The sequence below is a fragment of the Pandoraea sp. 64-18 genome (genome assembly GCF_001899225.1).
Taxonomy (GTDB): Bacteria; Pseudomonadota; Gammaproteobacteria; order Burkholderiales; family Burkholderiaceae; genus Pandoraea; species Pandoraea cepalis.
The window spans coordinates 44,713-57,349 of sequence record NZ_MKVU01000009.1; the positions used below are offsets into that span (position 1 = coordinate 44,713).

13 protein-coding genes and 3 pseudogenes are annotated in these 12,637 nt (G+C 58.7%); 2 read left to right on the forward strand and 14 right to left on the reverse strand.

The genetic code is table 11. The annotated features are described in order from the left end of the window. The first annotated feature begins 10 nt into the window (after positions 1 to 10). On the forward strand, positions 11 to 928 hold the full coding sequence (locus BGP02_RS07810; RefSeq protein WP_286798310.1) for an NAD(P)-dependent oxidoreductase: 918 nt from the start codon (positions 11 to 13) through the stop codon (positions 926 to 928). Positions 929 to 1,087: 159 nt separating this feature from the next. Here BGP02_RS07810 and BGP02_RS07815 read toward each other — a convergent pair whose 3' ends face one another. From BGP02_RS07815 to BGP02_RS07860, 10 genes and pseudogenes are all read right to left on the reverse strand, one after another. Then, entirely contained in the window at positions 1,088 to 2,209 is a 1,122-nt protein-coding gene (locus BGP02_RS07815; protein WP_286798311.1) for an acyltransferase family protein, read from the reverse strand. Between the two features lie 29 nt (positions 2,210 to 2,238). Continuing rightward, on the reverse strand, positions 2,239 to 3,057 hold the full coding sequence (gene blaOXA / locus BGP02_RS07820; protein WP_502688469.1) for a class D beta-lactamase: 819 nt from the start codon (positions 3,055 to 3,057) through the stop codon (positions 2,239 to 2,241). Between the two features lie 203 nt (positions 3,058 to 3,260). Beyond that, positions 3,261 to 4,175: an alpha/beta fold hydrolase gene (locus tag BGP02_RS07825; protein WP_286798312.1), complete on the reverse strand. Its 915-nt coding sequence runs from the start codon at positions 4,173 to 4,175 to the stop codon at positions 3,261 to 3,263. A gap of 5 nt (positions 4,176 to 4,180) precedes the next feature. Next, positions 4,181 to 4,618, reverse strand: a complete 438-nt coding sequence (locus BGP02_RS07830; RefSeq protein ID WP_286798313.1) for a DUF1330 domain-containing protein — start codon at positions 4,616 to 4,618, stop codon at positions 4,181 to 4,183. Then, positions 4,615 to 5,277, reverse strand: coding sequence for a DUF2239 family protein (locus BGP02_RS07835; protein ID WP_286798314.1), 663 nt, complete (start codon positions 5,275 to 5,277; stop codon positions 4,615 to 4,617). The genes BGP02_RS07830 and BGP02_RS07835 overlap by 4 nt, the downstream gene beginning before the upstream one ends. Then, positions 5,270 to 5,434: a DUF2239 family protein gene (locus BGP02_RS07840; protein WP_286798315.1), complete on the reverse strand. Its 165-nt coding sequence runs from the start codon at positions 5,432 to 5,434 to the stop codon at positions 5,270 to 5,272. Before BGP02_RS07840 ends, BGP02_RS07835 begins: the two co-directional genes overlap by 8 nt. A 231-nt stretch (positions 5,435 to 5,665) precedes the next feature. Next, a pseudogene (locus tag BGP02_RS07845) lies at positions 5,666 to 5,911 on the reverse strand (DUF3363 domain-containing protein); the annotation flags it as partial. A gap of 141 nt (positions 5,912 to 6,052) precedes the next feature. Continuing rightward, complete coding sequence (locus BGP02_RS07850) at positions 6,053 to 6,892, reverse strand: MBL fold metallo-hydrolase (protein ID WP_286798317.1); 840 nt, start codon at positions 6,890 to 6,892, stop codon at positions 6,053 to 6,055. Positions 6,893 to 6,913: 21 nt separating this feature from the next. Further along, the gene (locus BGP02_RS07855) at positions 6,914 to 7,240 is read right to left on the reverse strand and encodes a hypothetical protein (protein ID WP_286798318.1); all 327 of its coding nucleotides are present in this window, start codon (positions 7,238 to 7,240) and stop codon (positions 6,914 to 6,916) included. Continuing rightward, positions 7,233 to 7,793: a sugar ABC transporter gene (locus BGP02_RS07860; RefSeq protein ID WP_286798319.1), complete on the reverse strand. Its 561-nt coding sequence runs from the start codon at positions 7,791 to 7,793 to the stop codon at positions 7,233 to 7,235. Before BGP02_RS07860 ends, BGP02_RS07855 begins: the two co-directional genes overlap by 8 nt. A gap of 158 nt (positions 7,794 to 7,951) precedes the next feature. Here BGP02_RS07860 and BGP02_RS07865 point away from each other — a divergent pair, with 158 nt between their 5' ends. Continuing rightward, entirely contained in the window at positions 7,952 to 8,854 is a 903-nt protein-coding gene (locus BGP02_RS07865; protein ID WP_286798329.1) for a LysR substrate-binding domain-containing protein, read from the forward strand. A 97-nt stretch (positions 8,855 to 8,951) separates the two neighbouring features. On the opposite strand, the pseudogene BGP02_RS22340 reads toward BGP02_RS07865, so the two are convergent. The 4 genes and pseudogenes from BGP02_RS22340 to dcd all read right to left on the reverse strand — a co-directional run. Next, a pseudogene (locus BGP02_RS22340) lies at positions 8,952 to 9,125 on the reverse strand (DUF3363 domain-containing protein); the annotation flags it as partial. Continuing rightward, positions 9,123 to 9,497: pseudogene (locus BGP02_RS07870) on the reverse strand (integrase); the annotation flags it as partial. The pseudogenes BGP02_RS07870 and BGP02_RS22340, both read right to left, overlap by 3 nt. 73 nt (positions 9,498 to 9,570) lie before the next feature. Continuing rightward, on the reverse strand, positions 9,571 to 11,856 hold the full coding sequence (locus BGP02_RS07875) for an arginine/lysine/ornithine decarboxylase (RefSeq protein WP_261939019.1): 2,286 nt from the start codon (positions 11,854 to 11,856) through the stop codon (positions 9,571 to 9,573). A 105-nt stretch (positions 11,857 to 11,961) separates the two neighbouring features. Then, the gene (gene dcd, locus BGP02_RS07880; RefSeq protein WP_026132167.1) at positions 11,962 to 12,531 is read right to left on the reverse strand and encodes a dCTP deaminase; all 570 of its coding nucleotides are present in this window, start codon (positions 12,529 to 12,531) and stop codon (positions 11,962 to 11,964) included. Between the last annotated feature and the right edge of the window lie 106 nt (positions 12,532 to 12,637).

The following is a 12,637-nucleotide window of genomic DNA, read 5'->3' on the forward strand; positions in this document are numbered from 1 at the left end:
GGAGACACAAATGAATAAGTCGAAGCCGATCGGATTCATCGGGCTTGGCACGATGGGACTGCCAATGGCCCTGAATCTTGCTCGGGCGGGAACGAAGCTGATCGTATGGAATCGTTCTTCGGAACGATGCGGGCCGCTCGTGGAACTCGGCTCAACCGCAGTGCCCAACGCCACTGACGTCTTTGCGCGATGCGAGAGCATCATCTTGATGCTTGCCGACGAAGCTGCCACTGATGCCGTGCTTGGCCGCGGCTTACCCGATTTTGCCAATCGCGTGTCCGGACGGCGGATCGTAGCGATGGGCACTGTTAGCCCCGGTTATTCGCTCGCTTTGGCGAACGAGATTCAGAAGGCAGGCGGGCGTTATGTGGAGGCCCCGGTCTCGGGATCGCGTACGCCTGCGGAGTCGGGGGAACTTGTCGGGATGCTTGGAGGAGAGAAGGAGGACCTGGCCGACGTCCGGCCTCTACTGGCGCCGCTTTGCCGGCAGATCTTCGATTGTGGCCCGGTACCCAACGCTTTGCGCATGAAGCTCGCGGTGAATCTGTTTCTGATCACCATGGTGACCGGGCTCGCTGAGGCCGCGCATTTTGCCGAACGCCACGGCCTCGATCTGGAGCGTTTTACGGCGATTCTTGACACCGGACCAATGGCCAGCAACGTATCGCGGATCAAGGCCGCGAAGGTGGTGCGTCGGGATTTCGAGCGCCAGGCGGGGATTTCCGATGTTCTGAAGAACAGTCGCCTTGTCATTGAAGCTGCTCGGGAGGCAGCTATAGCCTCACCTCAGATGGAATCCTGCCTCATGCTTTACGAAGAGACGGAAGCCTTGGGCCTTGGCGCCGATGACATGATCGCTGTCCTTCGAGCAATCGAAGATCGAACCGCAGCGATTTCGCTAGCGAGAAGCACCGAGATCAAGGCGTGAATATCGATCGGATGGCGGGCCGGACCCAGATTTTGCTGGCGGTAGGGCGTCATATAGCGCGATGGCGTGCAGCAGTGGCCCATACCATCTTAGGCATGAACTCGGGTCGGCCGGAGGATGCGACCGTACGAACCGGCTCAGTCCATCCGCAAGGCGCGTTCATGTTTTTGGTTCAGCTTCGTGCGAGGCCCCATTACCTTGACGTCCTCCTGATTGCAACCATCGGCGAACGACGCGATTGAGTGGCTCGGTGTAGAGTTTAGCGACGCCTAAGCTCACCACTACTGACAACATGAAATACACCACCATCAGTTCCACCTTCTCTTCACTCGATGCCATTTGAGGCGGCAATGCCGTGCGCATCAGACCCAGAACAATCAGGTGGAATAGATAGATCTCGTAACTGACACGGCCACATGCCGCCAGAGTTCGCCCGCTCACAGACCCCGGCGAGACAGAGTTCGTTGACCACCCGAGCAGCAGTAATGCTGTACTCGCCGCCATCACCGTCACGCCCAGTACGTTGCTCTCAGCAATGGGACAGATCAAATACAGCAGCGTCATCACCAACACCACCGCTACTTGCATCCGGAAATTTTCCATCCACGAAAAGAAGCCGCGTTCGGCCAGAACCGCTGCGCAGCAGCCTATGGCGATGCTGTCGAAGCACGCCAAGTACGCGTAAAGAAACCCGGCTTCGTCTCCTTGATGTGCAAAGCGGTACAAGGGGCCTGCCACGATGAAGAGCGTCCAGAACGCACACATCCAGCGCTCTCGGCGCAGCAGCAAGCAGACAACTGGAAATGACAGATAGAACATCTCCTCGACGGACAGCGACCAAAGCACACCGAGCGGGTAGTTCACCCAGCCGTGCCGTTCGATCAGCACGTTCATCCAGAAGGTAAGGCTGGCCAGACTGGTCATCCACATGGGGAGTGCCGGTTCACCGAATCCGCGGTTCTGGAACATCACCACTCCCGCTGATGACAGTGCGCCCACCATGCACACTAGCAGGAGCACGCACGGCACGATGCGCGCGGCCCGCAATGCATAGAACCGGAACAGTTCGATGTCTTTCAGCCGGCCCCAACGTCGGATGGCGTTGGATGTAATCAAAAATCCCGAGATAGCGAAAAAGATGGTTACGCCATAGTTTCCATTGCGCGCGACAGCGCGCACGACCGGCCAACCCAACCACGCCGACAAGACCGTGTCCTTGAGCGGGTAAGCGATGTTGAAATGATGGAACAGCACCAGCAGGATCGAGATCCCACGAAGCATGTCTATCCGAGAGCTCCGTAAGCCGACACTCATGATGGTTGTGGCCCAAGGTGATCGACCAACGCTGGGAGTTCGCTCAGGAAACCATCACGCACCCGCAGACCCGCGTTCGGCTTGGTGGCCTGCTCGTCCTGGATCAGCCGGGCGAAAACCAGTTTTTGGTTTCCTTTGGTCGCCCAACCTACGAACCAGCCATACGCATGCTCTGCATCATATTTTCCATCAGAACCCGGAGAGCCCGTTCCCGTCTTGCCGTGGATTTCCCATCCGTCCGGCGAGGCCTGGACTAACGTGATGCGCGCTGTCATCTCGTAAGCGCGTTCGCTAACATTTAGTTGACGATTGACGAGCTTGCGCAGAAACGTCACTTGTTCCAACGGTGAAATGCGCAACGACGAATTGATCCACGCGCCCGACGTACCGTTATGCTTGCCCGGCTCGCCCGAGACGTCGCAGTTGCCATACTGAAATTCGCGGGTATAGCGCTGGAACCGTACATCCCCTAAGCGCCGCGCAACCTGCTGAGAGAACCACACGACCGAATACTGGATCCATCGGGCCGGATCGGTAGGCCGGCGCCATTCATCGCCACCCCACGCAGGATATCCTGATTGATAGGGCCAGGACGGAGTGTGCTCATCCTGCAAGATGCCGGAATCGAAGCCCATCAGGCTGATCGCAATCTTGAAGGTAGAAGCCGGAGTGACCCGGCTGGCGCAGTCACCGTCTTGTACAACCATCCTGCCCGTAGATGCATCGGCCAGGACCGTGCAAATTGTCTTGGCGGAGGCGTTGGTAGTCCAAAGTCCACCGGCGACCAAGACCGCCATTATCCAGTTTTTATGCATTTTCATTTCTTCGATGCGTTGGAGAACAACAAAAAGTGCGATACGCAATTAACCGTGGAAACCATTGGCTGTTGCCTTCCGGCTGTCGCGGGCCTTTTACAAGGTGGCGAAAAAACGCGGCACATGCATGACTCGCCTGCACGGGTCAATCGCGTCCAACCTTTCAGGCGAAGCCATGCCGATCCGAAAATGCTGGTTCATCGTCAAACCTGCGACGTGCATTCCTGCGTTTTTCGGCGCGCAGTCCTATCAATCGCATCCGCTATGCGGGAATACAGCGCGGAGGGAAAGTCGTGACCCATACCGTCAACAGGCATGAATTCGGCCCCTGGGGTAGACGCGGCCGTGTCCCTGCCGCATTCCATAGGAATCAATGGATCCTCAACCCCATGCACAACCAAGGTCGGAGCTGCGATCCGCGCAATACTTGATCGGATATCACCGGTTGCAGCTATGGCCGCAATCTGCCTTCCGAAGGCGGCCGGATCATAGGTACGCCTAATTTCTTCCAAGATAAGGCGTCTGTGCGCTTGCTCATCGAAGGAATAGCCAGGACTTGCAATGCGCCGCGCAAACGCAAGGCTATGCTCCATGAATCCTGCTTCATCCTCGAAAGGATGAGGAGCACGTTCTGTTAGCATGGTCATGACGTCTGGCGCCGCAGAGGGAAGAGTCGGATTCCCCGTGCTGGACATGATGGATGTCAACGACAAGATCCGTTCCGGATACTCACTGGACATCAGTTGGGCAATCATTCCACCCATTGATCTTCCGACGACGTGTGCTCGGTCGATTTGCAGGGCGTCGAGTAGCCCAATCGCATCCCCGGCCATGTCGTAGAGCGTGTAAGGCACATCCGGGGTTCTACCAGCCGCGATTGCGGTTGCCAAAGCCGAGAAATCTGGCGTCGGGGAATGCGTGAAATGTGTCGAGCCACCGGCATCGCGGTTGTCGAACCGGATCACACGAAAACCTTTGGTCGCGAGATGCTCACAGAATGGCGATGCCCATCGAATCATCTGGGCGCCAAGACCCGATATCAACAGAATGACCTCGGCGTCTTCATCGCCAAACGTGTCATAGCCAACTGTGATGCTGTTTGTTTCTACGCATTCCATTAGTCTTATCCATTGACCTGAGTGACGGGAAGAATGCGCGAGTCTTCAATCGCAGCCGTGCGGTGCCCCGTTCCAGCGAGGTAGTCTTTGTCGCCTGCAAAAGCGAGGAACGACTGGCTGCTGCTTTGACGTACCATCATGAGCAAATCCCATCGCTCATGCTCTGGGCCAACCAAGAAAGGTCCTCCCGCACCGAGAAAAAGAAGTTCGCCACCGCTTTCGTGCAGGAATGGGAGCGTGTGGCTGATGTAGCGATCAAAAGCCTTGGCACCGGTGATCGGCGTCTTTGGTGCCAACTCTGGATTGGCGGAATAGTCGGCAATTTCGCGCAAGCGCAACAGGTTGAGCATCACGACGCTGCCCTGCATTTCTCGCATGATGAACGCGCGACCCGATTCCTGCGTAGGTTCCAAGTAGCGCGGATATGGAAATGGAATGGTCATGTGTTTGATTCCTTGATGTCAGCGGCCGAAACGGCGGTCGATGCGCCACGTAGTTCCTCTACAACTGCAAGTCGCATGGCGTGATCGCGTACATCGCGGGGCCATGCATCGATGAGATCCCGAGTCCTGAGCAATTCGTTGGCGAAAAGTGCCCGCGTTGCCTCCTCGAAACCGGGTAGGTCACCCGCGATGGCCTGCATGAAGTGATAGGCGCGCTCGTGCGCCATGCGAACTCTGTCCTTTTCGCTGCGCGTTCGTCGAGCTTCCTCGACCAACTTTCTCAAGGCCACAGAGGCCCCGCCGGGTTGAGCGGCAAGCCATTCCCAGTGGCGGGGAAGCAAAGTCACTTCGCGTGGAACCACACCTAACTTGGGGCGTCCACGGCCTCTAGGGCCCGTGGAGGTCGACTCGTCGCACCGGCTTGAGTGCGTCGCCTCGGCACGTCCTGCGGCGGTCAATCGAGCAACCACCGCCTCATCCGAACCTCTGGTATCAACATCGACCGAACGGCCGGTCGCATCATCGAAGATCAGAATGGGGCCGACTGCGCCACTTTCACGCGCCTTCTTGACCGCCAAGGCATTCTCGTGCAAAGAGCCCGTAGCGATGCGTCGGTGACCATCGAAACTTGTATAGGAATTTGGATTTGACTCATTCATCGACGGCGAATGTCAAAGGTGCATCTTCAACCAGCAGGTGCAACGTTGCACTTATGCCACGTGGTTGGTCAGGTAGCCACGCCCAGTGGCGTTCAAACAAAGCAATGTCCCGGCAGGTCTTCATGGAGGTTTTTCTCTGAAAGGATTGACTTGTCATCCTTGACTCCTTGAGTTCAAAAATTGGATCAGCAATAGGTTTCAACGCGCCACGGTGTATCGACTATCGACAATCCAACCCAAGCCGACTACGTGGTGGCCTTGAGCATCTTCTGTGGAACACGCTTCGAATCAAATATTATCCGGGTAAAAATTGGCCGTCAATAACATCCGGGTATAAATTGACGGTCTTTGCCGCTTTGCAACATCGGACGGGTTCACTAGAAGACCATCAGCCGATGGAAGGGCCGCGCTGCCGCTCAATCTCCCACGACGCCCAGTCGCCGCGCACCGTCGCGGCGACCTGTTGGACAAGCCGCTTCTCGATTACTGGTCGCGACGGCACCAGGCTGAATCCCATTCCGTCATCCAGGATCGCGTACCGCCCGCTGGCGAGGATCACGCACTGACCACGCCGCTCGGCCAGCCCCTGCTCTTCGGGGAAGTCGGCGCGCTGCTGCAAAGCGTCCTTGGCGTCGCAGGGCTTCCAGCCGGCCGATATGGGCCGCGCCGGCTGACGGCATTCAGTGATTTTTTGTTTGATCGCTGGCAGCAAGCACCATGGGATCATTGATCTCATTCCTCGCTGCTGGCGGATCCCAGACATCGCTACGGGCCGCTAGGCTTCATAGAAAATCTCGTAGGACGTACCTTTGCGCTTGATGTGCCCGAATCCAAGCTCGCCAAGGTGCATGCCAGCAATAAGGATTTTGTCCGAGCTAACAACATCCAACAGTTTTGATCGCGTTTCGGCGGAGAGAATCGGATCTTGGTCGAACGCAATGGATACGTCGGGACGAGCAATCTGGATCTGGGGGAAGTGAACGATATCCCCCCACACCAGCAGACTACGATCATCGGATTCGATGCGATAACCGGAATGCCCTGCGGTATGTCCTGGAAGGGACATGGCACGAATGCCAGGGAGAACTTCGCTATCGGTCAACGTGCGCATCTTCTCCCGATATTGATCGAACACCTTCCGCGCAAACAGAAAGTTGCCACGAGCCCGCTCACTCGCTCGGCTGAGGTTGCCATCATCCATCCAAAAAGAAACCTCACGCGGGTGGATGACTAACTCTGCATCGGGAAAGGCAACGTCCCCTGACGCGTCAAGCAGCCCCCCAACGTGGTCGGGATGTGCATGGGTCAGAAGAATGGTGTCAATATCAGAGGGCTGCACACCGGCAAGTGCGAGATTCGCTATCAACTTTCCCCCCCATTGCTTGAACCCACCAGCGCCCGCGTCGATGAGGATCGTGCGCCCCCTTCCACGCACCAGGTAACAGTTGATGTGGATCGAGGATGGGTCGCTCACGCCTGCGTCCTGCTGCATCTTGGACGCCTCCATGGAATCGATATTGGAGAGAAGATCTAGACTTGCGGAAAGGTATCCGTCACTGATCGCCGTGATCGAAAACTCGCCGATCTGCTGGCCTGGAAATTTCATTTTGTTCATTGCGGCACTCCTTGCGCGTCATCAGTTCCGCGCGTAGATGGCAGGGGCCGGATAGCCGAAGCAACGGATGCGCGCCGTTAGCCCCGTATGGCGCTTTATGGCCTCATCCAGTCGCGCCATGAAGGCGTCCATGACCGATGGCGTTCTGAGCGGTTCGAGGCGGTACTTGATTTCCGCATAAGCAGGATGCCCGCGTCCCTGGCGAGCAGCGACATAGATGACATGCACGTTGTCCAGCGCAGCCTGGAGGACGTCCGTGCAAAGCCGAGTGCATCGTTCGGTAAGTTCCGTCAGATTCGCTTCAGGCGGCATCTTTTCCGCCTGGATGAAGATCGTCAGGTTAGGCATGTCGGTTCTGCCCCTGCGTCTGGCGCATCGCGCCATTGCCACTCGTCAATTGCGCGGTCATCGGGGCATAGAGATGCACATCCTTCGGAAGGGCTTCCACACTGAGACGGATGGACCTATCCAGCTTTGCCAGCCACCTGTTTTCAGGAAATTTCTCCAATGCGACGGCCCGCATCAGATCAGGCTCGAGCCCCATCGCGATGAGCGGCTCGGGACCGACTGCGCTCACGATCAGACGGTCTCCTTCACCGATGGCAGGCGCGCGTTCAAGGCCGCCATAAAGATTGCGGTGCCAATCGGTGATGTGCTTTTGCCAACGAGCGAAATTGCCGCCGCCCTTCTGGCGGTACTCATCGCCCTCAAGCACGGCCAGACCGTCGATCGAGTGCATGGCAAGGTAGACGGGGCAACCACTGCTCAACGCTTTGAAGCGCTGCGAAGTATGGAATCCGCTCACCGAAATGAGCGCGGGCAGCTTTTCCAGGCTGTAGAAATCATTCCACTCCGCTTCGCTGGCTGGGTCGGCAAAGCTGCACTCAACGGTATAGATCATGGAATCACTCGCTACCGAACCGCTTGTGCGTTCGGTCCTCTTTGTTGATATTTCATCATGGTATGACCTGGATATCGGCGCTAAAAACGATTTTTCGGTATGCTTCAGTGACAAAATATCAATCTAAATCGATCACCGGCCTCAAGCCAGGAATGCTTATGCGAAGGAAGATCCCCAGCAGCACGGCACTGATGGCATTCGAAGCGGCCGCCCGCCACGGCAGCTTTGCGCGCGCGGCAGAGGAACTGTCTTTGACTGAAGGAGCCATCAGTCGCCAGATTGGTCGGCTGGAAGCCTTCCTCGGAGTCACGCTGTTCGAGCGGGTCGGCAATCGTGTCCGCCTCCTGCCCAACGGGGAACGTTACGCGGCCCAAGTCCGCGAATCGCTTGACCGCTTGGATCGGGACAGTCAGTACTTGATGGGGCAGCCGAACGATGGAGCGAGCCTGGACATTGCCACCATCCCGACGTTCGCGATGCGATGGCTCATTCCTCGACTGGGACGATTCCAACGGATGCATCCGAACATTACTGTGCATTTGACCGAGCGCATGGAGCCCTTCGTTCTGGCCGGAAGCGGATTCGATGCTGCCATCCATTTCGAGCATCCGGCGTGGGCGGGAATGCGGACTCACCAACTTTTACACGAAGTGCTGGTTCCGGTTTGCCATCCTGACCTTCTGACAGGACGCAAACGAAAAACTGCGCTGGACGAATTACCGCGCTTGCACCGACGACAGAACCCGGAAGCTTGGCTTCAGTACTCCCAGGAGACGGGAACCCCGCTGACCAATCCTGCAATTGGTGCACGCTACGATCTCCATGGAATGTTGATTGAAGCCGCATTGGTCGGCCTCGGTGTTGCGCTAGTACCGCGCCTCTACGTTGAAACCGAACTTGCGCTAGGAAGTCTGGTGGCCCCGTGGCCAGAGGGGAAAACCATTTCCAAAACCTTCTCCCTCATCCTCCCCGAGCCCCTCGGATTGAGCAGCGAGCCAATACAAGCGTTTGCTCAATGGCTGCTCGACGAAGCGAAGCAGGTAGCAACGATTGACTCGTAGGAAATATCCTTTCTCCATTGTTATCAGATAGACGGGGCACGTTGCCGCCCAGGCGTCCAAGACACACAGCCGCCGCGCACCGTCGCGGCAAGCTGCTGCCCAGGGCGCGCAAGGTCTTCTCGGTATCGGCGTGAACCGCCCAGGTGCCGGACTGCGTCTCGTCGGCCAGGCGCAGGCGCTGCAAGCATTACAGGCGGCCGATCAGCAGCAGGCGCTGGCGTTGGAGCCGGGGTTCGTTGCAGCGTTCGATCTTCACCCGGCCATCGTCGCCGAGCGGATACATCGGGACGTGGCGGCGTGGATTCGTGCCGTCCGTGTGCTTCACGTCGAGCACCTTCATCCGGCCCATGATCGGGATGATGCAGCGGTCAGCCACGCCCTGATAGCCGCGTTGCGTGCTGGGCGTGCTGGGCGTGCTGGGCTTGTTACGCTGCTTGGTCTAGTCCTACATAAAGGTGTGGCAAAACGCCTTCATGGTCAGCGCCTTGCGGGCTGCGGTCTTGGCTGCGCTGGGGTCGCCGCCCTTGCGCACGCCGGCCAGTCACGCCTGCGCCATCGTGCGCGCCTGATCGAGCGTTGGCTCGCCGTACTGGCGCAAGGCGGGCTTGCGGCGCTCGCCCGCGTCCAGCGAATTGCGGTACTGGCGTCATCGTGAAACAAAAAAGCCCCGTGCTTTCACACGGGGCCGGATGTCGCCACAGGCGCGCTCGCGTAGCTTACTGGCGCACACAATCCACAAAATACTCGGGGCGTCCGTCCACTTCCTCGACGACCAGACCGTGGATATCGGTATGGAAGCCCGGGAAGCGTTCGTTGAAGTCGCGCGCGAAACGCAGATACTCGATGATCGCGGCGTTGAAGCGTTCGCCGGGAATCAACAACGGAATACCCGGCGGATACGGCGTGAGCAACACGCTCGTCACGCGCCCTTCGAGTTCGTCGATGGGCACGCGGTCGATCTGGCGGTGCGCCAGTTTCGAGAACGCGTCGGTCGGCTTCATCGCGGGCTGCATGTCCGAGAGGTACATCTCGGTCGTCACGCGCGCCACGTCGTTCGCCTTGTACACGCTGTGGATCTGATCGCACAGATCGCGCAGTCCGATGCGCTCGTAGCGCGGGAACTGCGCCACGAACTCCGGCAGCACGCGCCAGAGCGGGCGGTTGTGATCGTAATCGTCCTTGAACTGCTGCAGCTCGGTCACCATCGAATTCCAGCGGCCCTTGGTGATGCCGATGGTAAACATGATGAAGAACGAATAAAGCCCGGTCTTCTCGACGATGATGCCGTGTTCGGCAAGGTACTTGGTAACGATGGCCGCGGGAATGCCGCTCTCGCCGAACTCGCCGTCCACGTCCAACCCCGGCGTGATGATCGTCGCCTTGATCGGATCGAGCATGTTGAAGCCTTCGGCCAGATCGCCAAAGCCGTGCCAGCGCTCGTTGGCACGCAGCACCCAGTCGTCGCGCTGAATCGTGCCCTCGTCGCCCAGATGCTCCGGGCCCCAGACCGAGAACCACCACGAATCGCCGTACTCGGCCGCCACCTTGCGCATGGCACGGCGGAAGTCGAGCGCCTCGACGATCGACTCTTCCACCAGCGCCGTGCCGCCCGGCGGCTCCATCATCGCGGCCGCCACGTCGCACGACGCGATGATCGCGTACTGCGGCGAGGTCGACGTGTGCATCAGGTACGCCTCGTTGAAGCGATACGTGTCGAAGGTTCGCGCTTCCGATTCCTGCACCACGATCTGCGACGCTTGCGAAATACCGGCGAGCAACTTGTGCGTAGAGTGCGTGGCGTAGACCGTGGCCTCCGCCGAGCGCGGGCGCCCTTCGCCGATCGCGTGCATGTCGCGATAAAACTCGTGGAACGCCGCGTGCGGCAGCCAGGCTTCATCGAAGTGCAACGTGTCGATGTTGTTGCCCAGCAATTCCTTGATCATCTCGACGTTGTAGATGACGCCGTCATAGGTGCTCTGCGTAATCGTGAGAATTCGCGGCTTGGCGTTCGGATCGCGTTCAAGCACTTCGCGCGCGAACGGGTTCGCTTCGATCTTGGCGCGAATGACTTCCGGCTCGAACTCCGACTTCGGAATCGGGCCGATGATGCCAAGGTGGTTGCGCGTCGGCGTAAGAAACACCGGCACGGCGCCCGTCATCGTGATCGCGTGCAGGATCGACTTGTGGCAGTTGCGGTCGACTACGACGATGTCGCCCGGCGCCACGGTGGCATGCCACACGATCTTGTTCGAGGTCGACGTGCCGTTCGTCACGAAGAACAGATGATCCGCGTTGAAAATGCGCGCCGCATTGCGCTCCGACGCACCCACCGGGCCGTTGTGGTCAAGCAACTGACCCAATTCTTCCACGGCGTTGCACACGTCCGCGCGCAGCATGTTCTCACCGAAGAACTGGTGGAACATCTGGCCCACCGGGCTCTTGAGGAACGCCACGCCGCCCGAGTGGCCCGGGCAGTGCCACGAATATGAACCGTCGGCCGCATAGTGCGTGAGCGAGCGGAAGAACGGCGGCGGCAGCGAGTCGAGGTACGACCTGGCTTCACGGATGATGTGACGCGCCACGAACTCCGGCGTGTCTTCGAACATGTGAATGAAGCCGTGCAGCTCGCGCAGGATGTCGTTCGGGATGTGGCGCGACGTGCGCGTCTCGCCGTACAGGAAAATCGGAATGTCCGGGTTGCGACGGCGCACTTCCTGCACGAACGCGCGCAGGTTGATGATGGCCAGCGCCAGCTCGCCCTCGCCTTCACCGCCCGCTTCGCTCGAAAACGTGCCGAACTCGTCGTCGTCGATGGACAGGATGAAACTCGATGCGCGGCTCGCCTGTTGCGCAAACGAAGTCAGGTCACCGTAGCTCGTGAGACCGTTGACCTCCATGCCCTCGGCTTCGATGGCCTCCGCCAAGGAGCGAATCCCGGATCCGGAGATGTTTTCGGAGCGGAAGTCTTCGTCGATGATGACGATCGGAAAACGGAATTTCATTGGCGTTCCTTCGACAAAAGAACGAGCCACGGTCCGACATGGCCGTGGCTCTTGGGCAGTGCGACGTTGCGGGTGCTCACCGGTGGCGAGTCAAGCCTGCGCAGGCTAGGTTTTCGGCAGCGTGACGCCACGCTGTCCCTGGTACTTCCCGCCGCGATCCTTGTACGACGTCTCGCAGACTTCGTCGGATTCGAAGAACAGCACCTGAGCCACGCCCTCATTGGCGTAGATCTTGGCCGGCAGCGGCGTGGTGTTCGAGAATTCCAGCGTCACATAGCCCTCCCATTCGGGCTCGAACGGCGTCACGTTCACGATGATGCCGCAACGGGCATACGTCGATTTGCCGAGACATACGGTGAGCACGTTGCGCGGAATACGGAAGTACTCGACGGTGCGCGCGAGCGCGAACGAGTTCGGCGGAATGATGCAGACATCGCCGGAGAAGTCGACGAACGACTTTTCGTCGAAGTTCTTCGGGTCGACAATCGTCGAGTTGATGTTCGTGAAGATCTTGAATTCAGCCGCACAGCGAATATCGTAGCCGTAACTCGACGTGCCATAGCTGACGATCTTCTGCCCGTCCTGGGATTGCCGGACCTGCGACGGCTCGAAGGGCTCGATCATGCCGTGCGCCTCGGCCATACGCCGGATCCATTTGTCGGACTTGATGCTCATGTGTGGGCCTGAATGGGCGTGGTACGTGAAAAATTGGGCGTATTTTACGCGATTGTTGCGGTGCGGTGAGGTTTTCGCGCGCACCGCGCTGCACGGGGCTCCCCGG

Excerpts from the sequence above, each read along its gene's own strand:
- BGP02_RS07815 (WP_286798311.1), bottom strand. The coding sequence starts at position 2,209 with ATGCTTCGTGGGATCTCGATCCTGCTGGTGCTGTTCCATCATTTCAAC.
- BGP02_RS07825 (WP_286798312.1), bottom strand. The coding sequence starts at position 4,175 with ATGGAATGCGTAGAAACAAACAGCATCACAGTTGGCTATGACACGTTT.
- BGP02_RS07810 (WP_286798310.1), top strand. The coding sequence starts at position 11 with ATGAATAAGTCGAAGCCGATCGGATTCATCGGGCTTGGCACGATGGGA.
- BGP02_RS07830 (WP_286798313.1), bottom strand. The coding sequence starts at position 4,618 with ATGACCATTCCATTTCCATATCCGCGCTACTTGGAACCTACGCAGGAA.
- BGP02_RS07860 (WP_286798319.1), bottom strand. The coding sequence starts at position 7,793 with ATGATCTATACCGTTGAGTGCAGCTTTGCCGACCCAGCCAGCGAAGCG.
- dcd (WP_026132167.1), bottom strand. The coding sequence starts at position 12,531 with ATGAGCATCAAGTCCGACAAATGGATCCGGCGTATGGCCGAGGCGCAC.
- BGP02_RS07855 (WP_286798318.1), bottom strand. The coding sequence starts at position 7,240 with ATGCCTAACCTGACGATCTTCATCCAGGCGGAAAAGATGCCGCCTGAA.
- BGP02_RS07865 (WP_286798329.1), top strand. The coding sequence starts at position 7,952 with ATGCGAAGGAAGATCCCCAGCAGCACGGCACTGATGGCATTCGAAGCG.
- blaOXA (WP_502688469.1), bottom strand. The coding sequence starts at position 3,057 with ATGCATAAAAACTGGATAATGGCGGTCTTGGTCGCCGGTGGACTTTGG.
- BGP02_RS07835 (WP_286798314.1), bottom strand. The coding sequence starts at position 5,277 with ATGAATGAGTCAAATCCAAATTCCTATACAAGTTTCGATGGTCACCGA.
- BGP02_RS07840 (WP_286798315.1), bottom strand. The coding sequence starts at position 5,434 with ATGACAAGTCAATCCTTTCAGAGAAAAACCTCCATGAAGACCTGCCGG.
- BGP02_RS07850 (WP_286798317.1), bottom strand. The coding sequence starts at position 6,892 with ATGAACAAAATGAAATTTCCAGGCCAGCAGATCGGCGAGTTTTCGATC.
- BGP02_RS07875 (WP_261939019.1), bottom strand. The coding sequence starts at position 11,856 with ATGAAATTCCGTTTTCCGATCGTCATCATCGACGAAGACTTCCGCTCC.